22 protein-coding genes and 1 pseudogene are annotated in these 21,750 nt (G+C 56.3%); 5 read left to right on the forward strand and 18 right to left on the reverse strand.

Going from position 1 to position 21,750, the window contains the following annotated elements; translation table 11 throughout:
- Nucleotides 1-158 precede the first annotated feature (158 nt).
- The gene (locus tag FND52_RS15270; RefSeq protein WP_002436499.1) at nucleotides 159-752 is read left to right on the forward strand and encodes a YhgN family NAAT transporter; all 594 of its coding nucleotides are present in this window, start codon (nucleotides 159-161) and stop codon (nucleotides 750-752) included.
- Nucleotides 753-796: 44 nt separating this feature from the next.
- Here FND52_RS15270 and gntU read toward each other — a convergent pair whose 3' ends face one another.
- The 6 genes from gntU to ggt form a co-directional block, all read right to left on the reverse strand.
- On the reverse strand, nucleotides 797-2,137 hold the full coding sequence (gene gntU / locus FND52_RS15275; protein ID WP_144131675.1) for a gluconate transporter: 1,341 nt from the start codon (nucleotides 2,135-2,137) through the stop codon (nucleotides 797-799).
- Entirely contained in the window at nucleotides 2,134-2,667 is a 534-nt protein-coding gene (gene gntK, locus FND52_RS15280; protein ID WP_144131677.1) for a gluconokinase, read from the reverse strand. Before gntK ends, gntU begins: the two co-directional genes overlap by 4 nt.
- A gap of 145 nt (nucleotides 2,668-2,812) precedes the next feature.
- The gene (gntR, locus tag FND52_RS15285; RefSeq protein WP_125292594.1) at nucleotides 2,813-3,808 is read right to left on the reverse strand and encodes a gluconate operon transcriptional repressor GntR; all 996 of its coding nucleotides are present in this window, start codon (nucleotides 3,806-3,808) and stop codon (nucleotides 2,813-2,815) included.
- A gap of 145 nt (nucleotides 3,809-3,953) precedes the next feature.
- Complete coding sequence (locus FND52_RS15290; RefSeq protein WP_144131679.1) at nucleotides 3,954-4,649, reverse strand: pirin family protein; 696 nt, start codon at nucleotides 4,647-4,649, stop codon at nucleotides 3,954-3,956.
- Nucleotides 4,650-5,075: 426 nt separating this feature from the next.
- Nucleotides 5,076-6,698, reverse strand: coding sequence for a methyl-accepting chemotaxis protein (locus tag FND52_RS15295; RefSeq protein ID WP_244290577.1), 1,623 nt, complete (start codon nucleotides 6,696-6,698; stop codon nucleotides 5,076-5,078).
- Nucleotides 6,699-6,892: 194 nt separating this feature from the next.
- Nucleotides 6,893-8,632, reverse strand: coding sequence for a gamma-glutamyltransferase (ggt, locus tag FND52_RS15300; RefSeq protein ID WP_125292598.1), 1,740 nt, complete (start codon nucleotides 8,630-8,632; stop codon nucleotides 6,893-6,895).
- Between the two features lie 122 nt (nucleotides 8,633-8,754).
- On the opposite strand from ggt, the gene FND52_RS15305 reads away from it, so the two are divergent.
- Entirely contained in the window at nucleotides 8,755-9,231 is a 477-nt protein-coding gene (locus FND52_RS15305; RefSeq protein WP_125292599.1) for a DUF2756 family protein, read from the forward strand.
- On the opposite strand, the gene ugpQ is transcribed toward FND52_RS15305, so the two are convergent.
- The 5 genes from ugpQ to ugpB are packed head-to-tail and all read right to left on the reverse strand — an operon-like array spanning nucleotide 9,228 to nucleotide 14,137.
- On the reverse strand, nucleotides 9,228-9,968 hold the full coding sequence (ugpQ, locus tag FND52_RS15310) for a glycerophosphodiester phosphodiesterase (protein ID WP_144131681.1): 741 nt from the start codon (nucleotides 9,966-9,968) through the stop codon (nucleotides 9,228-9,230). The genes FND52_RS15305 and ugpQ overlap by 4 nt on opposite strands.
- On the reverse strand, nucleotides 9,965-11,032 hold the full coding sequence (locus FND52_RS15315) for a sn-glycerol-3-phosphate import ATP-binding protein UgpC (protein ID WP_144131683.1): 1,068 nt from the start codon (nucleotides 11,030-11,032) through the stop codon (nucleotides 9,965-9,967). Before FND52_RS15315 ends, ugpQ begins: the two co-directional genes overlap by 4 nt.
- Nucleotide 11,033: 1 nt before the next feature.
- Nucleotides 11,034-11,879, reverse strand: coding sequence for a sn-glycerol-3-phosphate ABC transporter permease UgpE (ugpE, locus tag FND52_RS15320; RefSeq protein WP_125292602.1), 846 nt, complete (start codon nucleotides 11,877-11,879; stop codon nucleotides 11,034-11,036).
- Nucleotides 11,876-12,763 carry a sn-glycerol-3-phosphate ABC transporter permease UgpA gene (ugpA, locus tag FND52_RS15325; protein ID WP_144131685.1) on the reverse strand — a complete coding sequence of 296 codons (888 nt, stop codon included), beginning with the start codon at nucleotides 12,761-12,763 and terminating at the stop codon, nucleotides 11,876-11,878. Before ugpA ends, ugpE begins: the two co-directional genes overlap by 4 nt.
- Before the next feature lie 60 nt (nucleotides 12,764-12,823).
- The gene (ugpB, locus tag FND52_RS15330) at nucleotides 12,824-14,137 is read right to left on the reverse strand and encodes a sn-glycerol-3-phosphate ABC transporter substrate-binding protein UgpB (protein WP_144131687.1); all 1,314 of its coding nucleotides are present in this window, start codon (nucleotides 14,135-14,137) and stop codon (nucleotides 12,824-12,826) included.
- 249 nt (nucleotides 14,138-14,386) lie between these two features.
- Here ugpB and FND52_RS15335 point away from each other — a divergent pair, with 249 nt between their 5' ends.
- Both FND52_RS15335 and FND52_RS15340 read left to right on the forward strand, forming a co-directional pair.
- Nucleotides 14,387-14,686, forward strand: a complete 300-nt coding sequence (locus FND52_RS15335; RefSeq protein WP_144131689.1) for a type II toxin-antitoxin system TacA family antitoxin — start codon at nucleotides 14,387-14,389, stop codon at nucleotides 14,684-14,686.
- Nucleotides 14,677-15,162, forward strand: coding sequence for a GNAT family N-acetyltransferase (locus tag FND52_RS15340; RefSeq protein WP_167509368.1), 486 nt, complete (start codon nucleotides 14,677-14,679; stop codon nucleotides 15,160-15,162). Before FND52_RS15335 ends, FND52_RS15340 begins: the two co-directional genes overlap by 10 nt.
- Before the next feature lie 29 nt (nucleotides 15,163-15,191).
- Here the strand turns inward: FND52_RS15340 and FND52_RS15345 are convergent, their stop codons facing one another.
- From FND52_RS15345 to livK, 7 genes and pseudogenes are all read right to left on the reverse strand, one after another.
- A complete protein-coding gene (locus FND52_RS15345) occupies nucleotides 15,192-15,491 on the reverse strand; it encodes a hypothetical protein (protein ID WP_144131691.1) in 300 nt (99 codons plus the stop codon).
- Between the two features lie 171 nt (nucleotides 15,492-15,662).
- Nucleotides 15,663-15,871: pseudogene (locus tag FND52_RS15350) on the reverse strand (type II toxin-antitoxin system Phd/YefM family antitoxin).
- A gap of 84 nt (nucleotides 15,872-15,955) precedes the next feature.
- Nucleotides 15,956-16,669 carry a high-affinity branched-chain amino acid ABC transporter ATP-binding protein LivF gene (livF, locus tag FND52_RS15355; RefSeq protein WP_125292606.1) on the reverse strand — a complete coding sequence of 238 codons (714 nt, stop codon included), beginning with the start codon at nucleotides 16,667-16,669 and terminating at the stop codon, nucleotides 15,956-15,958.
- A gap of 1 nt (nucleotide 16,670) precedes the next feature.
- Nucleotides 16,671-17,438 carry a high-affinity branched-chain amino acid ABC transporter ATP-binding protein LivG gene (gene livG, locus FND52_RS15360; protein WP_125292607.1) on the reverse strand — a complete coding sequence of 256 codons (768 nt, stop codon included), beginning with the start codon at nucleotides 17,436-17,438 and terminating at the stop codon, nucleotides 16,671-16,673.
- Nucleotides 17,435-18,715: a high-affinity branched-chain amino acid ABC transporter permease LivM gene (locus FND52_RS15365; protein ID WP_144131693.1), complete on the reverse strand. Its 1,281-nt coding sequence runs from the start codon at nucleotides 18,713-18,715 to the stop codon at nucleotides 17,435-17,437. The genes livG and FND52_RS15365 overlap by 4 nt, the downstream gene beginning before the upstream one ends.
- Nucleotides 18,712-19,638 carry a high-affinity branched-chain amino acid ABC transporter permease LivH gene (livH, locus tag FND52_RS15370; protein WP_125292609.1) on the reverse strand — a complete coding sequence of 309 codons (927 nt, stop codon included), beginning with the start codon at nucleotides 19,636-19,638 and terminating at the stop codon, nucleotides 18,712-18,714. Before livH ends, FND52_RS15365 begins: the two co-directional genes overlap by 4 nt.
- A 47-nt stretch (nucleotides 19,639-19,685) precedes the next feature.
- Nucleotides 19,686-20,798, reverse strand: a complete 1,113-nt coding sequence (gene livK / locus FND52_RS15375) for a high-affinity branched-chain amino acid ABC transporter substrate-binding protein LivK (protein ID WP_144131695.1) — start codon at nucleotides 20,796-20,798, stop codon at nucleotides 19,686-19,688.
- Between the two features lie 418 nt (nucleotides 20,799-21,216).
- On the opposite strand from livK, the gene panM reads away from it, so the two are divergent.
- Entirely contained in the window at nucleotides 21,217-21,600 is a 384-nt protein-coding gene (gene panM, locus FND52_RS15380; RefSeq protein ID WP_125292611.1) for an aspartate 1-decarboxylase autocleavage activator PanM, read from the forward strand.
- Nucleotides 21,601-21,750 lie beyond the last annotated feature (150 nt).

Raw genomic sequence — 21,750 nt, forward strand, 5'->3', positions numbered from 1 at the left:
AGGTGTGTGCGTGTTGTGCGTGCCGGGAGAAGCCGGGCATCCTTTCACCTTACAAAATGCAGCTAAAGTCGCAAGTGAAATAAATCAATGATCGCGCGATCATCAGTAAAGCAACTTATTTAAGCGGGCAGTGGACCCGGAAAACAGGAAATGCGTACATGAATGACATTATCTCCGCCGCCGTTTTGCTGATCCTCATTATGGATCCCCTGGGCAACTTGCCTATTTTTATGTCTGTCCTGAAACACACAGAACCGAAGCGGCGGCGGGCAATCATGATACGCGAGCTGTTGATCGCGCTGCTGCTGATGCTGATTTTCCTGTTCGCAGGCGAAAAAATACTCGCTTTTCTGAATTTACGCGCCGAGACGGTCTCTATCTCCGGCGGGATTATTCTGTTCCTGATCGCCATTAAGATGATTTTCCCCAGCCAGGAGGGCAACGCCAGCGGCCTGCCCGCCGGTGAAGAGCCGTTTATCGTCCCGCTGGCGATCCCGCTGGTGGCGGGCCCGACGATTCTGGCGACGCTGATGCTGCTGTCGCACCAGTATCCTAATCAGATGGGGCATCTGGTTATCGCGCTGCTGATTGCCTGGGGCGGTACGGTGGCGATTCTGCTGCAATCATCGCTGTTTTTGCGGCTGCTCGGCGAAAAAGGGGTTAATGCGCTGGAGCGCTTGATGGGACTGGTGCTGGTGATGCTTTCCACACAGATGTTCCTGGACGGTATTCGGGCGTGGATGAAGGGGTAACGTGGGAAAACTGGCGTGCGCAAGGCACGCCAGTGGGTTAACGCTTAGCTGACTATCGCAAACGCGATCATGCCGACAATCGCGCCAACCGTTCCAAGGATGGTTTCCATCAGTGTCCAGGTTTTCAGGGTCTGCCCTTCAGTCGCGCCGGTAAACTTCCCGAACAGCCAGAACCCGGCGTCGTTAACGTGGCTCACCACAATCGATCCGCCCGCGATGCAAATTGACAGCGCCGCCAGCTGCGCGCCGGAGTAATGCAGTTGCTCAATCACCGGCATCACCAGGCCAACCGCCGTCAGGCAGGCAACCGTGGCGGAACCCTGGATAATGCGCACCGCCGCTGCCAGCACAAAGCAGGTAATGGCAATCGGCAAGCCCATGCCGGTTAACGCTTCACCCAGCGCCGGACCCACGCCAGAATCCACCAGCACCTGTTTGAACACGCCGCCTGCGCCAATCACCAGCAGAATAATCCCGGCGGGTTGCAGCGCATGGCCGCAGATTTCCATCACCCGCTCGCGCGGCATGCCGCGACGCATCGCCAGGCCATACATCGCCACCAGGCAGGCAATCAGGATGGCGGTGAACGGATGGCCGATAAACTGCAACCACTCATAGAGCTGCGAACCCTGTTCGGTGAAGCGCGCGGCGATGGTTTTCAGGCCCACCAGCACCAGCGGCAGCAGGATCAGCGCCAGGCTGAAGCCAAACGACGGCAGTTTGCCTTCGCCCAAATGCGGTTCGCTGATGTCGTCCGGAATATGCAGTTCAACATGCTTGCTGATGAAGTTGCCGAACAGCGGACCGGCGATCAGCATGCTGGGTATCGCGGCGCACAGGCCAATCAAAATCATCCAGCCGAAATCGGCGTGCATCTGCGAGGCCAGCAGCATCGGTGCAGGCCCTGGCAGCAGGAACGCCGCTGCCGCCGCCACGCCGGCAAATAGCGGGATCACCAGCTTCACCAGGTTGGTCCCGGTGTGGCGCGCCATGGAAAACGCAACGCTTATCAGCAGAACAATCGCTACTTCGAAGAATAGCGGTAGCGCGCAGATCAGGCCCGCGAGGCCAATGGCATAGTGCGCTTTGCTGTGCCCAAAGGATTTGAGCATCCTGACGGCGATCTGGTCGACCGCGCCAGTTTCATGAAGGATCTTGCCAAACATGGCGCCCAGCGCCACTACGACCGCCAAAAAACCCAGCGTGCCGCCCATCCCTTTTTCCATGGTTGCCGCAATCTTATCGAGCGGCATACCAGAGAAAAGTCCTGCACCAATAGACACCACCATCAAAGCAACAAAGGCATGCATACGGGCCTTCATCACTAAAAACAGCAGCAACAGCACGGAGCCGACTGCTGTTAACACCAATGTTAAAGTATTCACGCCGCCTTGCCTTCTCCAATTGCGGCGATAGTGCTTTCCACCACGCCTTCAAGCGGCTGATCGATATCAATCACAATGACATCGGTCTCGTCGGCTTTTGGTTCTTCCAGAGTCTGGAACTGAGTTATCAGCATCTGGGGTTTGAAGAAGTGGCCTTTACGCGCTTTCAGACGCTCTTCGATTACCGCAGATTCTCCTTTCAGATAGATGAAAGAGAGGTTCGGGTTACCGTCGCGCAGCTGGTCGCGATAGTCTTTTTTCAGGGATGAACAGACGATTAGCGACACTTTATTGGTGCGCTGCATGGCGAATGCCGCGTCGTTCAACGCTTTCAGCCAGGGTCTGCGGTCGTCATCGTTTAGCGGCTCGCCGGAGGCCATTTTCATAATGTTGCTGCGCGGATGCAGGAAATCGCCATCCAGAAAAGCGGCCTTCAGGCGGTGCGCCACTTCGCTGGCTACGGCGGATTTACCGCTGCCGGATACGCCCATTAAGACGTAAATGTGGTGATCATGGTTAGTCGTGCTCATCGCGTTGCTCCACTGGCACAAAACGTTGGAAGGGGAATGTTACGGGTAACAGTTATCGGTAACATTGTCATGCGGCACTGAGGGCGACGCAATCTCCGTGCGTCGCCAGTGTTAATAAGTGTGAGCTAGTTCAAATTTGGCGAGGTTAAATCGATCCGCCTGGCGACAATGTGAAACCTAAATCTAACAATTTAGGCGTCACGATTTCGCCCCGGATGCGCGCCAGCAGGCGTTCCGCGCCAATTCGCCCCATGCGTTCACGCGGCGTCAGCACGCTCGCCAGCCGGGGTTCCATCACCTGCCCGATATCGTGGCCGTGAAAACCGGCAATCGCCATATCGTCAGGAATACGCAGCCCCAGCCGCTGGCACTCGAATGCCGCGCCGATAGCTAAATCGTCATTGGTGCAGAAGATGCTGTCAAGTTGAGGGAATTCGCGCCGCGCCTGGCGCAGCAGTTCAATGCCGGTGGAATAAGAAGAGGATTGCTCGACCATCACGCTGTACGGCGTCAGGCCCGCATCGCGCATCGCCTGCTCATAGCCGCGCTGCTTCTGAATGGTTCGCTCATCCAGACGCGCCCCCAGATACGCCACGTGGGTGTGGCCGCGTACGATGATTTCCGCCGTCATCTGGCGCGCCGCTTCAAAATTGTTGAAACCGACAGCGATGTCCAGGCACGGAGAAACGCTGTCCATTAGCTCGACCACGGGGATCCCCGCCACTTCAATCATTTTGAGCGTGCGCGGCGTGTGGGTGCGTTCGGTAAGAATTAGCCCGTCGATATTCCAGGAGAGCATCGATTCCAGGCGCTCCTCTTCCAGCTCGGGCTTATAGCCGTAGTGCGCCAGCATGGTCTGGTAGCCATGGGCGTCAATCACGCTTTCGATACCGCGCAGCACTTCAGCAAACACCTGGTTAGTGAGCGACGGCAGCAGCACGCCGATGGCGCGGCTGGTGGCGTTGGAAAGAATATCGGGCGCGCGGTTGGGAATGTAGCCCAGCTCATCCAGCGCGGCGGCGATTTTACCGCGCAGCGCCTCGGACACCTGTTCGGGATTGCGCAAGAAGCGGCTGACGGTCATTTTCGTCACGCCTACGCGATCAGCCACATCCTGTAGTACCGGTCTTTTCTTTTTCATCGTCTCGAAGGCGCAAAATGGATCTGTTCAGCGAGTTTATCATGGACGACGCCCGGGCTTCCTCTGTATACAGCGGAAGCCCGGGAAAAAGCGCGGATTTTTGAATGCAGCGCACCGCTTTGACGATGCGCTGTTAAGGCAGATATCAGACCGGCGGCAGATCAAACAGCAGGATTTCGCTGTCGCTGTCGGCGTGGATAGAAAGCGCCTGCTCGTCACGGATCGCCAGACCGTCGCTGGTGGTGGCTTTGGTACCGTTAATGGTCACGTTGCCTTTTACCACCTGGATCCAGACATTGCGGTCAGCGGCAATCTGATACACGCCCTGCTCGTCTTTCAACAGCGCCCAGCGCGACAGTTCCATATCCTGGTTCACTTTCAGCGAACCGTCGCGGGCATCAGGCGACAGCACCAGCTGGCGGCCCTGTGTTGCGTCGAAGCGGCGCTGCTCGTAGCGCGGCTCAATGCCATTTTTTTCCGGGATGATCCAGATTTGATACAGGCGCAGACGCTCGGTTTCGCTGGGATTGTACTCGGAATGACGCACCCCGGTCCCGGCGCTCATAATCTGGAACTCGCCCGCAGGCACCTGCTCTTTATTGCCCATGCTGTCCTGATGCTCAATCGCGCCTTCCAGCACGTAGGTCAGGATTTCCATGTCTTTATGCGGGTGAGTGCCGAAGCCCTGACCAGCGTCGATCACGTCGTCGTTAATCACGCGCAGGGCGGAAAAGCCCATAAAATTTGGATCGTAATAGTTGGCAAAAGAGAAGGTATGCCATGAGTCTAACCAACCGTGATTGGCATGGCCGCGTTCGGCTGCTTTGCGTAAATAAATCATTGTGTACCCCCAGTTCGTTTGCGATGGAAGTAGTGTGGACCGGCAGCGTCGTTGATGATAGAGGGCGAAAATTGACGCCTCTGTTCAAAAAATGTGAATGAGTTGTCGGGGCGAATTCAGGATAAAAAAAAGCCAGCTCGAGGCTGGCTAAGAAATACTGGAAGCAATGTGAGCAATGTCGTGCTTTCAGGTTAACACTGTAAGGGTCTCCCTGAACGCATGACAATAATAATCATTATCATTCGCATGTGTCCAGCTTTTTTTTGAAAAAAATCAGATTGCCGAAAATTTAAAAGTCAATGATGTTTAAAGGGTTTTATAACTTATTGACGACAAAAGGGATGAGCGATGGCGAAAACGTTGACGCTTATTTTATGGCTCGCCTGCGCTCATCACGCTAATTTACCTCAGCCCTCGCAACCACGATTAAAATGCCGCCCACGCAGCCTGCGTCCCTGACTGCGGTTTTTGTTCCACCACAACGGGCGCATGGCCTCCCAGACGGAAATGCTCCACCGACTGCTGCAATTCCGCCGTCTGGCGTTCCAGGCTGGCGGCAGCGGCGGATACCTGCTCCACCAGCGCCGCGTTGTGCTGCGTCACGCTATCCATCTGGGTGATAGCCACGCCAACCTGGGCAATGCCTTTGCTCTGTTCGTCGGTCGCCGAGGCGATCTGCTCCATAATCGCCGTGACCTGCGCCACCGCATCGACGATTTCCGCCATGGTGATCCCCGCCTGATTGACCAGCTCCGCGCCCTTCTCGACCCGGTGAACAGAATCGGCAATCAGCGTTTCAATCTCTTTCGCCGCCTGCCCGCTGCGGCTGGCCAGGTTGCGCACTTCACTTGCCACCACCGCAAACCCGCGCCCCTGCTCGCCCGCCCGCGCGGCTTCCACTGCGGCGTTAAGCGCCAGAATATTGGTCTGGAAGGCAATGCTGTTAATCACCGTAGTGATATCGGCAATTTTCTTCGAACTGCCGGAAATACCGGTCATGGTGGTTACTACATCGCCCACCAGCTTCCCGCCTTTGCTGGCGGTCGCCGAGGCCTTTTGCGCCAGTTGGCTGGCTTCGTGGGCGTTATCGGCGTTGTGCTGTACGGTGGCGGTCAGTTGCTCCATGCTGGCGGCGGTTTCCACAAGCGCCGACGCCTGCTCTTCGGTACGGGTTGAGAGATCCTGGTTGCCGGCGGAGATATCCCGCGCGCCGTGCCAGATATGCTCGCTGCCCTGGCGGATGGCGCTCACCGCATCGCGCAGGCTGTCCTGCATCGCCGTCAGCAGCGGCACCAGTTTACCCACGCAGTTGCGGCTAGCCTTGAGCGGTACCGGCTGGCTGAGGTCGCCGTTAGCGATAAGCTGGAAGTGATCGCGAATCCGATTAAGCGGGCGCACCAGTATAGTCACCAGATAGCGGTCAGCCAGGATCAGCATCAGCACGCCCAGCGCCACGCTGGCGATGATGATAGTGCGGGTCAGCGAGGTCTGGTTATCCACCGTTACGCGGGTTTCATCCAGCATCCGGCCCGCATTGGCGTTAAACTCCTCAGCGCTGGCACCGAACGCACGGCTGAGCGCGGGGGTGATGTTGTTGGCGTGGGCGCGAAACGCATCCAGATCGCCCTGCTGGGCCAGCTGGAACTGGCGGGTAATGCCCTCGTCGAGCAGCTTCTGCCAGCTGGCAATGACGTTATCAGAGGTAACCTGATCCATTGGCCCTGGCGATAGCTCTTTAAATCGCGCCAGCTCCTGCGCCATATTCTCCAGCGCTTTCTGCACCGGCTTCATCACCGTGGCATCAGGCTGCATGCCCGGTTTGGTTCCGTCCATCACGCGTGCCAGCCGCGTAACGAAACGAAAGTACTGATCGTTCCCTTTACTGAGCACCGTCATCTGGCGCACCAGATGCCGATCCACATCATTTCCCTGGCTCATCTGGTTCAGCGAAAACACGCTAAACAGCCCGGCACCGCTCCACAACAAGCACAGTAGCCCCAGGATGGCGACCATGACGGAACGAATGGTGAAATGTTGAAGTAAACCCATAACTATTTCCTTTGTATACAAGGTGGATTTTCCACCAGATACAGCAGTTATCGGCAGGATGAACAAAAGGTATACAAGCGAGGCGGGGAAATTCACGTTTACGTCGTAAATAAGGGGTAAGTCTTATACCCATTAATTATAAGGAAAAGTGAGGGCTGGACGGAATTTCACCGCCCAGCCTGTTTTTTGGCGGATTAATAACCCGCCGTCAAATCATCCACGGAACGCGGATCGGATGCGCCATACAGCGCGCCATCCGGCCCGACGACAATACTCTGAGTGCTGCCCATCGCCTCTTTCACCGCCACGTTCTGGCCTCTATCTTTCAGCAGCTTCAGCGTGTCGGGGCTAAACCCTTTTTCAACCCACAGCTCGTCCGGTAGCCACTGATGATGGAAGCGCGGCGCGTTAGTGGCTTCGGCGATGTTCATCCCGAAATCAATACTGTTCACTACCATCTGCAATACGGTAGTGATAATCCGGCTGCCGCCTGGGCTGCCGGTGACTAGCCAGGTTTTGCCATCTTTCACTACGATGGTGGGCGACATCGACGACAGCGGGCGTTTATTCGGCCCCACTGCGTTCGCTTCACCGCCAACCAGGCCGTAAACGTTAGGCACGCCCGGCTTCGCCGAGAAGTCGTCCATTTCGTTATTCAGCAGGATCCCGGTATTGCCAGCAACAATGCCGCTGCCAAAAGTAGTGTTCAGGGTATAGGTGACCGCCACCGCGTTGCCGTCTTTATCTACCACCGAGAAATGGGTGGTTTGATTACTCTCGTAAGGCGCGAGGTTGCCGGGTTTGATCTCTTTCGACGGGCGCGCCTTCGCCAGATCGATCTGGTCCGCCAGGGTTTTGGCATAGGCTTTATCGGTCAGCGCCTGCCAGGGCACCTTCACAAAATCCGGATCGCCTAGGTATTCCGAACGGTCGGCATAGGCGAATTTCTCCGCTTCGGCCATGATTTGCAGGGTATCGGCGCTACCGAAGCCATATTTCTTCAGGTCGAAGTTTTCCAGGATATTGAGGATCTGCACGATGTGGATCCCGCCGGAGGACGGCGGTGGCATAGAGAATACCTGGTATCCACGGTAGTCGCCGCTGATTGGTTTGCGCTCTACCGCTTTGTAGTTGGCTAAATCTTCCTTGCTAATTAGCCCGCCGTTTTTTGCCATCTCATCGGCAATCTGATCGGCGATTGCGCCTTTATAAAACGCATCCGGCCCGGTTTCGGCAATCATCTCCAGCGATTTGGCGAGATTGGCCTGCACCAGTTTGTCGCCTTTTTGCAGCGGGTTACCGTCGGTTTTCCAGAAGATGGCTTTACTGTTGGGATGATTGGGTAGCGTTTCGCTGCCGTAGGTTTTGAGATCGTCTGCCAGCGCGTCGTTGACCATGAAGCCGTCACGCGCCAGCAGGATCGCTGGCTGCACCACCTGGTTTAGCGGCATGGTGCCGTATTTTTGCAGCGCCAGCGCAAAGCCCGCCACGGTGCCCGGCGTACCGGTCGCGAGGTGTGAAGTCAGGGATTTTTTGCTGTCGGCGTTACCCGCAGCGTCGAGGAACATATCTTTGGTGGCTTTTTGCGGGGCCATTTCGCGGAAATCAATGGCAGTGGTGTTGCCGTCTTTGGTACGCAGCATCATAAACCCGCCGCCGCCGAGGTTACCGGCCTGGGGATGCGTCACCGCCAGCGCAAAACCTACCGCCACGGCGGCATCCACCGCATTGCCGCCTTTTTTCAGGATCTCGACGCCGACCCTGGTGGCGGTGGCATCCACCGAGGCGACCATCCCCTGCCGGGCACGAACGGGATGAAACACATCCTCTTCCACGCCATAGGAAACGGGTGCGGCTGTAGGGGGCGGCGCGGCAAACGCCGACAGACACAGACCCATGAGTAATGCAGGCAGGGCTTTCCACATCATCTTCATTGTTGTTCTCCGGGTTTCACGGGGCTCGTCCCCCGCTTAAGCCTGGTTCACAACTCTTAAAAAATCATCGTACTGCCGGAAAGCGAGTAAACTTAGAAGATCCTTCACGAGGAGGAATGATGATGAAAAAACTGTTAATTCTGGCGGCGCTTCTGTCGCCCTGTAGCTTTGCACAGCCGATTAATGTGTTGAATAACCCGAATCAGCCGGGGTTCGTCAATCCAAGCGAGCAGCGGATGCAAAACCAGATGCAGAGCCAGCAAATCCAGCAGAAAGGAATGCTGAACCAGCAATTGCAGACCCAGACCCGGGTTCAGCAGCAGCATCTGGAATCGCAGATCAACACTAATACGCAGCGCATCAGAGAATCCGCGCCGGGCGAGCTGAATCCGCAAACCCAGCAGATGCTGCCCAATACCAGCGGCAGTATGCTGAATAACGGCTCATCCAGCCAGGACCGGATGCTGAATAATCAGCAGCATATGCTACCCGATAAAACCAACGGCGATATGCTGCGGCCCAATAACGGCACCCTGAGCAATCAGGGCGTCACCACCATGCCACAGCCGAATATCCCGCTGAAAACCATTGGGCCTTAAGCGTTAAAATGCGGGCCGATCTCGTCAATGCGATCGGTGCAAATGCTATCAACCCCCCAGCGCAGCAGCGTGGCGGCGCGCTGGGGATTGTTAACGGTGTAGACGAGGATTTTCAGCCCCGCCGCCTTCAGCGCCGCGATCCGCGCCTCATCCAGCAGTTTATGATTCAGGTGAATCGACACGCACTCAAGGCGCGCCGTCAGTTCACGCCAGTCGCTGCGCCATTCATCCAGCAATAATCCGCGCGGCAGTTCCGGCGCGGCCTGTTGTGCGGCTTCCAGCGCGGCTACGGAAAACGACGAAAGCAGCGGTGGCGTCATGCCCTGCCATAAATCACGTGCCGCCAGCGCCACCACTTTACCGGTTTGCGCGTCCACGCCGGTGGTGGGTTTGATCTCGATATTTGCCATCATGCCGTGCTCGCGACAGCGCGCAGCCACGTCTTTGAGCAGCGGCAGGGATTCGCCTTTGAACTCGCCGCTGTACCAGCTACCCGCGTCCACTTTCACCAGGTCATCCCAGTCGAGATGGCCCGCGATCCCCCAACCGTTGCTGGTGCGCTCAAGCGTGTCGTCATGCAGTAAAAAGATCTGCCCGTCTCTGGAAAGCTTGGCGTCAAACTCGATCATGGTGTGCCCATAACGCGCCCCCACATTGATAGCCGCCAGGGTATTTTCGGGAGCCAGCTTGCCGCCGCCCCGGTGGGCGACAATCGCAGGGTAAGGCCAGTTATTCATAGACGTATTCCTGTTTCACCATCGAAAAAGTGCAGATGCTCCGGCGGCAGATGCAGCCAGAGCGTCGAGCCCGCCACAGGCCGGTGCTGATGCGCAAGGCGCACAATCACTTTTTGCTCGCCGAACCGCCCGTGCGCCAGGTTGTCCGCACCCAGCATCTCAAGCGTTTGCACGTTGAGCGGCACGCCGCCTGCGGCCTGTGAGCTTAGCGCAATATGTTCGGGGCGGATACCCAGCGTCACCACGCGCCCGGCCAGCGCCAGATGGCGCGCCCCCAGCGGCAGGCTGAAGCCATCGGCGTCAAAATGGGTGCCCTGGGCGTTAATGCGCCCCTCCAGCAAATTCATGGCGGGCGAGCCGATAAAGCTCGCCACAAAGCGCGACGCGGGGCGCTCATAGACTTCAACCGGCGTCCCGATCTGCTCGGCGACGCCCTTATTCATCACCAGCACCCGCTGCGCCAGGGTCATCGCTTCCACCTGATCGTGGGTGACGTAAAGGCTGGTGGTTTTCAGGCGGCGGTGCAGCTGTTGCAGCTCGAGACGCATCTGCACCCGCAGTTTGGCGTCGAGGTTGGAGAGCGGCTCGTCGAACAGGAACACCGCCGGATCGCGCACGATAGCGCGGCCCATCGCCACGCGCTGGCGCTGGCCACCGGAGAGTTCGCGCGGACGGCGTTTCAGTAAGCCATCCAGCTCCAGAATACGCGCCGCTTCATTGACCCGCGCCTCGATGTGCCCTTTGCCCATGCCGCGGATTTTCAGGCCCCACGCCATGTTCTCTTCGACGTTCATGTGCGGATACAGCGCGTAGTTCTGGAATACCATGGCGATGCCGCGCGCTTTCGGCTCCAGTTCGGTGACGCGTTGATTATCGATCCAGATATCACCGCTGGTGACGCGCTCCAGCCCGGCAACCATGCGCAGTAGCGTGGATTTTCCGCAGCCCGACGGACCGACCATCACGATAAATTCGCCGTCCGCCACGTCCACGGTCAGCGGCTTAATCACCTGGGTTTTGCCGTCCCAGCTTTTGGTTACTGCCTGTAATTTTAGTCCGGCCATGTTATTTCTCACTGTCCACTAAGCCGCGCACAAACGCGCGCTGCATCACTAAAACAATCACCACCGGCGGGATCAACGTCAGCAACATCGCCGCCATTACCTGGTTCCATTGGGTGCTGCCCTCGCCGGTTGAAATCATCCCTTTAATACCCGCCACGGCGGTGCCCAGATTGACGTCGCTGACGATCAACAGCGGCCACAGATACTGGTTCCAGCCGTAGATAAAGGTGATAACAAACAGCGCCGCCAGATTGGTGCGGGAAAGCGGCAGCACGATGTCGCGGAAAAAGCGCATCGGCGATGCGCCGTCAATGCGCGCCGCTTCTATCAGCTCATCGGGCAATGTCATAAAGAACTGGCGGAACAGAAAAGTGGCGGTGGCGGATGCCATCAGCGGCAACGTCAGGCCGGTATAGCTGTCGAGCAGCTTCAGGTTGGCGATCACCTCTACCGTCGGGAAAATACGCACTTCCACCGGCAGCATCAGGGTGATAAAAATCATCCAGAAACAAAGATTGCGCAGCGGGAAGCGGAACCAGACGATGGCGAATGCCGACAGGATCGATACCGCGATTTTGCCCACCGTAATGGTCAGTGCCATCACCAGGCTGTTAAACAGCATCAGGCCGAACGGCGCGCTGTTGGCCCCCACGCCGTGCTGCCAGATATGGCTGAGGTTTTCCCACAGATGGCCGCCGGGGATCAGCGTCATCGGGGTCTCGAATACCGCTTTGCTGTCCAGGGTGGCGGCCACAAAAGCCACGTACATCGGGAACAGGATCACGGCGATACCGAGGATGAGCATGCAATGGCTGAAGATATCCAGCCCGCGACGGTGTTCTATCATTGGTATCGCACCCTTTTTTCAACGTAGCGGAACTGCACCACCGTCAGCACAATCACCAGCGCCATCAGCACTACCGACTGCGCCGCCGAGGCCGACAGATCCAGCCCGGCAAAGCCTTCCCGGTAGATTTTGTAGATAAGTGTGGTAGTGGCCTGCACCGGCCCACCGGCGGTGGCGGCGTCGATCACCGGGAAGGTGTCGAAGAAGGCGTAAACCAGATTCACCACCAACAGGAAGAAGCTCACCGGGGCAATCAGCGGCAGCGACAGCTTAAAGAACCGGCGCACCGGACCGGCACCGTCTATGGCCGCCGCTTCCACCAGCGAGCGGGGTATCGACTGCAACGCGGCGAAGAAAAACAGGAAGTTATAGCTGATCTGCTTCCACACCGAGGCGAACACCACCAGGAACATCGCCTGCCCGCTGTTCTGGGCGTGATTCCACTGATAGCCCATCAACTCCAGCCAGTGGGTAATCAACCCGCGTCCGGGATTAAACAGGAAAATCCACAGCACGGCGGCAATCGCGGGGGCGACGGCGTAGGGCAGCAGCATCAGGGTTTGATACAGGCGGCTGGCGCGCACCACATAATCCACCAGCGCGGCGAAAAACAGCGAGCTGACCAGGCCGAAAAACGTCACCATGGCGCTGAACTTGATGGTGGTCCAGAACGAGTCCAGGTAGTAGCTGTCGTTCAGCAGTTGGTGAAAGTTATCCAGGCCGACAAACTCGCTGGATAAGCCAAAGGGATCGACGCTTTGTACCGAGTACCAGAGCGCTTCCCCGGCGGGCCAGATAAAAAATACCACCGTGATAGCAAGTTGGGGCAATAACAACAGATACGGCAACCAGCCGGACTGGAATACCGGGCGTGATGAGGACATAGCGTTACTCAATAAAAAACCCCTCACCCGGCGCGCGGCCAGCGTGAGGGGCGAGACTTATCAGGATTTGGTGGATTGTTCGAAGCGGCGCAACAGCTGATTGCCACGCTCAACGGCGGCGTCCAGCGCCTGCTGAGGCGTTTTCTTGTTGGTCCAGACGCTTTCCAGCTCTTCGTCAACCACGGTGCGGATTTGCGGCATATTGCCCAGACGCAGCCCTTTGGTGTAATCCAACGGCGGCTTGTTCAGCATCTGACGGGTGGCGATATCCGCGCCGGGGTTTTTATCGTAAAAGCCCTGCTCGCGGGTCAGGTCATAGGCCGCTTTGGTGATCGGCAGATAGCCGGTTTTCTGGTGCCATTCGGCGGCGTTTTCCGGTTTCGCCAGGAAGTCGAGGAACTCGGCGACGCCTTTATAGGTTTCCTGGTCTTTACCCTGCATGACCCACAGGCTGGCACCGCCGATAATGGCGTTTTGCGGCGCGCCTTTGGCGTCGGCATCGTACGGCATCATCCCCACGCCGTAGTTGAATTTGGCGTAGTGGCGGATGTCTGCCAGCGAACCGGAAGAGGCGGTGGTAATGGCGCAGTCACCGTTATAGAACTTCTCGGTGGATTCATCCTTACGGCCAAAATAGGTGAAATCCCCTTTCTTGTTCAGCTCTTGCAGCATGGCGATATGCTTCACCTGCTCCGGCTTGTTGAACTCCAGCACCGCGTTAGTGCCGTTAAAGCCGTTGTTCTCAGTGGCGACCGGCAGGCCGTGCCAGGCGCTGAAGTTTTCAATCTGGATCCAGCCCTGCCAGCCGCTGGCATAGCCGCACTTCATCCCGGCGGCTTTCAGTTTCGCGGTGTATTCCGCCAGCTCCTGCCAGGTTTTCGGCGGCTGCTCCGGGTCTAAACCGGCTTTTTTGAAGGCGTCTTTGTTGTAGTACAGCACCGGAGTGGAGCTGTTAAACGGCTGGGACAGCAGATGGCCGCTTTTCGCGTCGGTGTAATAGCCGGACACCGTCGGCACAAACTGGGATTCGTCAAACTTGATGCCCGCATCGCTGAACACTTCGTACACCGGTTTGATGGCTTTCGATGCCATCATGGTCGCGGTACCCACTTCATACACTTGCAAAATCGCCGGCGCATTCCCGGTGCGGAACGCCGCAATCCCGGCCGCCAGGCTCTGCTCGTAGTTACCTTTATACACCGGGGTAATCTGGTAATCCGGGTGGGTCTGGTTAAAGCGTTGCGCTAAGGATTCCACTTCTTTACCCAGTTCGCCTTCCATGGAATGCCAGAACGGAATAGGGGTAGCAGCGAAAGACTGACTGGCCAACGCCATCCCAATCGCCAGAGCTGAAGCTGTACGTAACGATGTCATGCGGTTATCTCTCTTGTTGTGCCGGATGCGCGAAACCACGCGTTTTATGCTCGCGAGGTAACATGACATGCGCGAATGACAGAAAAATAACTTTTTGATTACAAAACGGTGACACAGAGATGCCAGCAAGATGAAGGAACCATGAATGTGGCTATACAGCGGGTTTTAAGATGCCATTTTTATGTATAGCAATTTGCTATTCATCTGGTTATTATTTATCCATAAGATTGCGTTTTAACAGGAGGACGTATGCCTTCACCTCGCTACTACGCGGGCACTAAAAAGCTGCCGCGTGAAAACCAAATCAATTTGCGCGCCAGTGCTGAAGAGCGCGCGGTCATCGATTATGCCGCCAGCCTGGTAAATAAATCGCGCACCGATTTTATTCTGGAACTGGCTTACAACGAGGCGCAAAACATCATTCTCGATCAACGGATGTTTATGCTGGACGACGAGCGCTACGCCGCTTTTATCGAACAGCTTGAAGCGCCGCTGGAAAACACGGAAGGACGCAACCGTTTAAGGGATGTGAAGCCGGAATGGGAATAAACGTAACGCAACCAGTCTTACTAACTGGCGAGCATGACTTAACTCAATTTCGCTGCGGTAACCCTGTGCTGGATGACTGGTTAGTGCGCCGCGCTTACAAGAATCAGACACTCAATGCATCCCGAACCTTTGTCAGCTGCCAGGCGGGAACCCATATTGTTGTGGGATATTATTGCCTGGCGTCGGGCTCAGTCGATCATATTCATGCATCGCGTGGTTTGCGCCAGAATATGCCAGATCCTATTCCCGTAATTTTGCTGGGTCGGCTGGCAGTTGATGCCGAATATCAGGGGCATAATATGGGTAAATGGCTGTTAAAAGATGCGACGGACCGTGTCATCAGAATCGCTGAACACGTAGGTATTAAGGCTATTATGGTCCATGCCATTGATGAGAAAGCACGAGAATTTTATCAGTATTACGGCTTTGTGCAGTCTGTCATTGCCCCTGACACGTTGCTATATCGGCTCCAGTAGAGCCGTTTATTGCATATGTAAAATGACGGCTAACGCGGTTTAACCTGACGCCACTCCCCTTCTTTCTGAATATTGTCATAACGGCTTTGTTCACGGCGCTGCGCTTCACGCTGAATATCAGACTGCGTGTCCTGAGCATACGGGCAAGCGGAGGTCTGAAATACCCGGCACTGTTCTTCCTTTTCTTGCGCGCTGAGCGGCTCCGGCGACGTTTGCCATATTTGCGGGTCGTGAAGATCGGGTTTGGATGTCTCAACAGGATTAGCGACGGCAGGCACAACGACAATAAGCGATAGGTATAAAACGCGTTTTACAGAAGAAAGGGTCATTCGACGCTCCTTTGCAAGGTGAATAATTTCCCTCCGGGACAATAGCAAATGAGACAAAGAAAAGAGCCTTTCGGCTCTTTTTTCGGAAAAGGGCTTGCCTTACTGCGATGCTTGCAATTGGCTGGCTGTCGTGAAAACGCATTATCTCTTCCGCTGAGATAAACAGAACTGTTATTTATCCGCCAGTTCCTGAATTTCATTGCCGTGAACCGTCATAATGTCTGCAAACTCCATATCCATTTTTGTGGACTGATAGCGTTCGAACTCTTCTACGCTAATGATCACTACGGGTTTGTGACCCCGTCGGATAATAGTGACGCGGCGCTATCATGAGCAGCTGCCAAATTTTGACGTGCTTCGCTGTAATTCATGGTTTGCATAGAACCTCCTTATACATGCAAATCAGTTTTACAACTGAGACGTAAAAAGGAGCCTGGCGGCTCCTTGCTCAGAGGATAAAAACCTTACCCACCCAAATACGCGCTACGCACCGCTTCGTTCGCCAGCAGCGCATCACCGGTATCGGATAGCACCACGTGGCCGTTTTCCAGCACATAGCCGCGATCGGCAAGCTTCAGGGCCTGGTTGGCGTTCTGCTCTACCAGAAAGATGGTCATCCCCTCTTCGCGCAGCTGTTCGATGGTGTCGAAAATCTGCTGGATGATGATCGGCGCGAGACCCAGCGACGGTTCATCCAGTAGCAGCAGGCGCGGCTGGCTCATCAGGGCGCGGCCAATCGCCAGCATCTGCTGTTCGCCGCCGGACATGGTGCCCGCGCGCTGGATGCGGCGCTCGTGCAGGCGTGGAAATAACTGATATACCCGCTCGATGCGTTCGTGATACTGCTGGCGATCGGCAAAGAAGCCGCCCATCGCCAGGTTCTCTTCCACCGTCATCCGGGAGAACACGCGGCGCCCTTCCGGCACAATCGCTACTGCTTCACGCATGATTTTGGCGGTATGCCAGTCGGTAATATCTTTGCCGTCAAACACGATCCGCCCGCTGGTAGCACGCGGATCGCCGCACAGCGTGCCGAGCAGCGTGGTTTTACCCGCGCCGTTGGCCCCGATCAGGGTAACGATCTCCCCCTGCTTAATCTGCAAACTGACGTCGTGCAGCGCCTGGATTTTGCCGTAATGGGCGCTGACTTTGTCAAAAGACAACATGACTTTTTCCATCTTATGCCTCGCCCAGGTATGCGCGGATTACATCAGGGTTATTTCGGATCTGCTCCGGCGTGCCGTTAGCCAGCGGCGTGCCCTGGTTTACCACGTAAATGCGATCGGAAATCCCCATCACCAGTTTCATATCGTGCTCAATCAGCAGGATGGTGGTGTTGTGGTGGTCGCGCAGCTCGACGATCAGTTCATCCAGCTCTTTGGTCTCTTTCGGGTTCAGGCCCGCCGCCGGTTCATCCAGCATCAGAATTTCCGGCTGAGTTACCATGCAGCGCACAATCTCCAGACGGCGCTGGTCGCCGTAGGCCAGGTTACTGGCCTGGCGGTTGGCGTGCGCCAGCAGCCCGATACGGTCGAGCCAGGTGGCGGCGCGATCCAGCGCTTCGCTCTGGGTGCGGCGAAACGCCGGGGTTTTCAGCAGGCCGGAAAACAGACCGGTTTTTAACTGCTGATGCTGTGCCACCAGCAGGTTTTCAATCACCGTCATTTCGCGGAACAGACGCACGTGCTGGAAGGTACGCACCACGCCCATACGCGCAATTTGCTGGCCCGGCAGGCCCTCAAGATGCTTGTCGCGCAGTTTGATGGTGCCGCCGGTCGGCTTATAAAAACCGGTCAGGCAGTTGAACACCGTGGTTTTCCCTGCGCCGTTCGGGCCGATTAACGACACGATTTCGTGTTCGCGCAGCTCCAGAGAGACATTGTTGACCGCCAGCAGGCCGCCAAAACGCATCATCAGGCCTTCAACGCTTAAAAGTGGCTGACTCATGCTTTCTCTCCTTCAGCGGCGTGCCCATTCTTCAACTTCAACTGAGGACGCGTCATCGGCAGCAGCCCCTGCGGACGCCAGATCATCATCAGCACCATCAGACCGCCCAGCATCAGCATGCTGTACTCGTTGAAATCACGCATCAGCTCGCGCGACACCACCAGCAGGATAGCCGCCAGGATAACCGCGAACTGCGAGCCCATCCCGCCAAGCACCACAATCGCCAGCACAAACGCCGATTCGGCAAAGGTGAAGGATTCCGGGCTAACAAAGCCCTGGCGTGCGGCAAACAGCGTCCCGGCGAAACCGGCAAACGCGGCGCTGATGGTAAACGCGGTCAGCTTGATGCGCGTCGGATTGAGGCCCAGGGAACGGCAGGCGATCTCATCTTCACGCAGCGCTTCCCAGGCGCGGCCCAGCGGCATACGCAGCAGGCGGTTAATCACAAACAGGGTGATCACCACCAGCAGCAGCGCCACCAGATAGAGGAAAATAATGCGATCGCTGGGGTCGTACTTCATGCCGAAGAAGTTGCTGAAGGTATCCCAGCCCCCTTCGCGCGGCATGCGGCTAAACTCCAGGCCGAACAGCGTCGGTTTGGGGATCTGGCTGATGCCGTTCGGTCCGCCGGTCACTTCAGTGTTGTTGAGCAGCAAAATACGGACGATTTCACCAAAGCCTAAGGTGACAATCGCCAGATAGTCGCCGCGCAAACGCAGCACCGGGAAGCCCAGCAGGAAGCCTGCCGCCGCAGCCACCAGGCCCGCCAGCGGGAGACAGGTCCAGAAGCCGAGACCGTAATAGTGGTTCAGCAGCGCAAAAGTGTACGCGCCGATGGCATAGAAACCGCCGTAACCCAGCACGAGCAGGCCAGACAGCCCCACAACCACGTTCAGGCCCAGGCCGAGGATCACGTAAATCATGGTCAGGGTGGCGATATCCACCGTGCCGCGCGACACCATAAACGGCCAGGCCACCGCCAGTACCAGCAGCGCCACCAGGAACAGTTTTTGTTTCGGCGTGGAACCATCAATCGCGGGCAGAATGAACTTCGGTCCGGAGACTTTTTTGAAGCTTTTCTGGAACAAGGGGCGCAGCAGCTGGAACAGAAACACCACTGCCGTACCCACTGCAATCCACTGCCAGCGGATCGCAGAGGCGGTATCCACCACCAGTTTGGTGCCGGACAGGCTTAACTGAACGCCCATCATCACGCCAGCCAGCACGAAGAACATCACGGCAGAGAGCAGCGCCATGGCAAAATGCATCGGTTTCATACTTTCTCTACCTCCGGGCGGCCCAGAATACCGGTAGGCATGACCAGCAATACGCCAATTAACAGGGCGAAAGAGACCACATCTTTATATTCGGTGCTCAGGTAGGCAGAGGTCAGCGCTTCGGTCAGGCCGAGGATCAGCCCGCCGATCATCGCGCCCGGAATGCTGCCGATGCCGCCCAATACCGCAGCGGTAAAGGCTTTCATCCCCGCCATAAAGCCGATGTACGGGTTAATTACGCCGTAGAACTGGCCCAACAGAACCCCAGCAACCGCCGCCATCGCCGCGCCGATCACGAAGGTCAGCGAGATGACGCGGTCAGTATTAATGCCGAGCAGGCTGGCCATTTTCAGGTCTTCGGCACAGGCGCGGCAGGCGCGGCCCATGCGGGAATAACGAATGAAAAGGGTCAGCGCCAGCATCGCCAGGAAGGTGACGATCCAGATAACAAGCTGCATGGTGGTGATGGTGGCAGTGAAGTTTTCACTGCTGCCCACCAGCCACTGGCCGTTAAACAGGCTCGGCAGCGCCACATCGCGCGAACCCTGGGTCAGGCTGACGTAGTTTTGCAGGAAAATGGACATCCCGATGGCGGAAATCAGCGCGATCAGGCGCTTGGAGCTACGCACCGGGCGATAGGCGACCCGCTCGATGCTCCAGCCGTAGGCGCTGGCAATGACAATCGCCCCGATAAAGGCCGCACCCACCAGCAGCCAGCTGGCGTCGATACCCATCATCATAAGCGCCGCCACGATCATAAAGGAGACGTAACTGCCGATCATGTACACCTCGCCGTGGGCGAAGTTAATCATGCCGATAATGCCGTACACCATGGTGTAGCCGATGGCGATCAGCGCGTAGGTACTCCCCAGCGTGACGCCATTAAACATTTGCTGCAAAAAATAGAGGAACTGCTCGGACATAACGTAACCTTTTTCACTCGTTCAGGTCAGCGATCCACGGTGCGCGTTTATTTCGCCACGTTGGTTGACGACCCGTCGGCATGCCACTGGAATACACCAAATTCAAATCCCTTCAGATCGCCTTTTTCATCCCAGTTCAGCGGCCCAATCACGGTATCAGCCCCGTGTTGTTTCAAGTCCTTAATCAAATCAGTCGGTTCTTTTGAACCGCTTCTGTCCATCGCAGTCGCCAGTGACTGTACGGCGGCATAGGTGATCCACACATACGGGCCGCTGGCATCTTTTTTGTCGGCTTTCAGGGCATCCACGATAGCCTTGTTGGAGGCTTCCTGGTCATAGCGTTTCGGCATGGTCACTAACATCCCCTCGCCCGCATCGCCCGCAATATTGGAAAGCGACGCGTTACCTACGCCTTCCGGGCCCATAAACTGGGTTTTCAGGCCGGTGGCGCGCGCCTGGCGCAGCATCTGGCCCATTTCCGGGTAGTAACCGCCGTAATACACGAAATCGATATTTTCTTTTTGCAGGCGCGCCAGTAGTGCGGAGAAATCTTTCTCGCCTGCGGTGATGCCGTCAAAGAACACCACGTTGGCACCGCCTTTTTTCAGGCCGTCCTGAACGGAACGCGCCAGGCCTTCGCCGTATTGCTGTTTGTCATGGATGATGGCGATACGCTGCGGCTTCACGGTTTCCAGAATATAGTTCGCCGCCGTTGGGCCTTGTGCGGAATCTAACCCGGCGGTACGCATGATCATCTGATAGCCGCGCTGGGTCAGTTCCGGGTTGGTCGCGCCCGGGGTGATCATCAGAATGCCTTCGTCTTCATAGATATCGGAAGCCGGCTGGGTCGATGATGAACACAGGTGGCCAATCACATATTTAATGCCGTCGTTAACGATTTTGTTGGCGACGGCGACGGCCTGTTTCGGATCGCAGGCGTCGTCATACTCCACACCCACCAGGGTGTCGCCTTTGATCCCGCCTTTGGCGTTAATGTCTTTAATCGCCTGGCGCGCGCCGTTAAATTCCATATCGCCCCACTGGGCGACCGGGCCGGACATCGCCCCCACGACCGCGACCTTAATCTCCTGCGCTGCTGCCGTGTGAGTCAGTGCCAGCGCGACCATCCCTGCGATTACTGTTTTCGCGTTGTATTTCATTCCGTACATCCCCATTCATGCCAGTTGTAAATTTCTGGTTTTATTATGGTTAAAAAATGTTCTGCTGTTTTTGTAAACAACACTATTTTTACCTGTCTCTTTAATGAGTTAGCGCTAAATTTCGCTGCTCAACAGGCTAAAACGTCTATATATCATGACATTAAGCAAAGATAATATTCTGGATTCAGCCAGAGTTAAACAAAAAAAAGCAGAGATTTCAGCATAAAATATTGGTGCAATAAGCCGAACAAATCACTACCTTTCAGAGTAAAAACCTGGTTAAATTTCATTCCCGGAAGATTCGCACTGCTTTTGATACGTGATAAAAACTATTCAACTACTGAATCCATTAAAAAAGAGTAGGCGTTATGGTCAATAATTTGGATACACTCCGACAAACTGCCTTCGGGATGCCACTATGAAACTCACTATTATTCGTTTGCAGACGTTGACGCCGCAGGACCATATCGACCTGGGCAAAATTTGGCCGGAATACTCCAGCGCATCGTTGAAGATTGATGAAGGCCACCGCATTTACGCCGCGCGTTTTAACGAGCGGCTGCTGGGCGCAGTACGTGTGACGTTAACCGGCGATCAGGGCGCGATGGATTCACTGCGGGTCCGGGAAGTGACGCGCCGACGCGGCGTCGGGCACTATTTGATCGAAGAAGTAATCCGCGATAACCCCGCCATCAACCACTGGTGGATTTCCGACGTTGGCGTCGAAGACCGCAACGTAATGAATGCGTTTATGCAGGCGCTGGGCTTTTCGATCGAGGAAGGCGGTTGGGAGAAGCGCTAAAAAACCGGTCGCTGGCTATCAGCGACCGGGGTTTTCGAGCACAGTCAACGCCGCTACGGCGTGAAAGGCAATTCACTCTTTGCCCGAGCATTTCACGTTGTAGCAAGGCGACAAGTGAGAAAATCCCCGGGAGCTTACATCAGTAAGTGA

This window comes from Atlantibacter subterraneus (assembly GCF_007570865.1).
In the GTDB taxonomy this organism is placed as follows: Bacteria; Pseudomonadota; Gammaproteobacteria; order Enterobacterales; family Enterobacteriaceae; genus Atlantibacter; species Atlantibacter subterraneus.

Excerpts from the sequence above, each read along its gene's own strand:
- livK (WP_144131695.1), bottom strand. The coding sequence starts at position 20,798 with ATGAAATACAACGCGAAAACAGTAATCGCAGGGATGGTCGCGCTGGCA.
- FND52_RS15305 (WP_125292599.1), top strand. The coding sequence starts at position 8,755 with ATGAAAAAACTGTTAATTCTGGCGGCGCTTCTGTCGCCCTGTAGCTTT.
- FND52_RS15335 (WP_144131689.1), top strand. The coding sequence starts at position 14,387 with ATGCCTTCACCTCGCTACTACGCGGGCACTAAAAAGCTGCCGCGTGAA.
- panM (WP_125292611.1), top strand. The coding sequence starts at position 21,217 with ATGAAACTCACTATTATTCGTTTGCAGACGTTGACGCCGCAGGACCAT.
- FND52_RS15345 (WP_144131691.1), bottom strand. The coding sequence starts at position 15,491 with ATGACCCTTTCTTCTGTAAAACGCGTTTTATACCTATCGCTTATTGTC.
- FND52_RS15340 (WP_167509368.1), top strand. The coding sequence starts at position 14,677 with ATGGGAATAAACGTAACGCAACCAGTCTTACTAACTGGCGAGCATGAC.
- gntR (WP_125292594.1), bottom strand. The coding sequence starts at position 3,808 with ATGAAAAAGAAAAGACCGGTACTACAGGATGTGGCTGATCGCGTAGGC.
- ugpQ (WP_144131681.1), bottom strand. The coding sequence starts at position 9,968 with ATGAATAACTGGCCTTACCCTGCGATTGTCGCCCACCGGGGCGGCGGC.
- FND52_RS15295 (WP_244290577.1), bottom strand. The coding sequence starts at position 6,698 with ATGGGTTTACTTCAACATTTCACCATTCGTTCCGTCATGGTCGCCATC.
- FND52_RS15270 (WP_002436499.1), top strand. The coding sequence starts at position 159 with ATGAATGACATTATCTCCGCCGCCGTTTTGCTGATCCTCATTATGGAT.
- livH (WP_125292609.1), bottom strand. The coding sequence starts at position 19,638 with ATGTCCGAGCAGTTCCTCTATTTTTTGCAGCAAATGTTTAATGGCGTC.
- livG (WP_125292607.1), bottom strand. The coding sequence starts at position 17,438 with ATGAGTCAGCCACTTTTAAGCGTTGAAGGCCTGATGATGCGTTTTGGC.
- FND52_RS15290 (WP_144131679.1), bottom strand. The coding sequence starts at position 4,649 with ATGATTTATTTACGCAAAGCAGCCGAACGCGGCCATGCCAATCACGGT.
- ugpA (WP_144131685.1), bottom strand. The coding sequence starts at position 12,763 with ATGTCCTCATCACGCCCGGTATTCCAGTCCGGCTGGTTGCCGTATCTG.
- ggt (WP_125292598.1), bottom strand. The coding sequence starts at position 8,632 with ATGAAGATGATGTGGAAAGCCCTGCCTGCATTACTCATGGGTCTGTGT.
- FND52_RS15365 (WP_144131693.1), bottom strand. The coding sequence starts at position 18,715 with ATGAAACCGATGCATTTTGCCATGGCGCTGCTCTCTGCCGTGATGTTC.
- ugpB (WP_144131687.1), bottom strand. The coding sequence starts at position 14,137 with ATGACATCGTTACGTACAGCTTCAGCTCTGGCGATTGGGATGGCGTTG.
- ugpE (WP_125292602.1), bottom strand. The coding sequence starts at position 11,879 with ATGATAGAACACCGTCGCGGGCTGGATATCTTCAGCCATTGCATGCTC.
- livF (WP_125292606.1), bottom strand. The coding sequence starts at position 16,669 with ATGGAAAAAGTCATGTTGTCTTTTGACAAAGTCAGCGCCCATTACGGC.
- gntK (WP_144131677.1), bottom strand. The coding sequence starts at position 2,667 with ATGAGCACGACTAACCATGATCACCACATTTACGTCTTAATGGGCGTA.
- FND52_RS15315 (WP_144131683.1), bottom strand. The coding sequence starts at position 11,032 with ATGGCCGGACTAAAATTACAGGCAGTAACCAAAAGCTGGGACGGCAAA.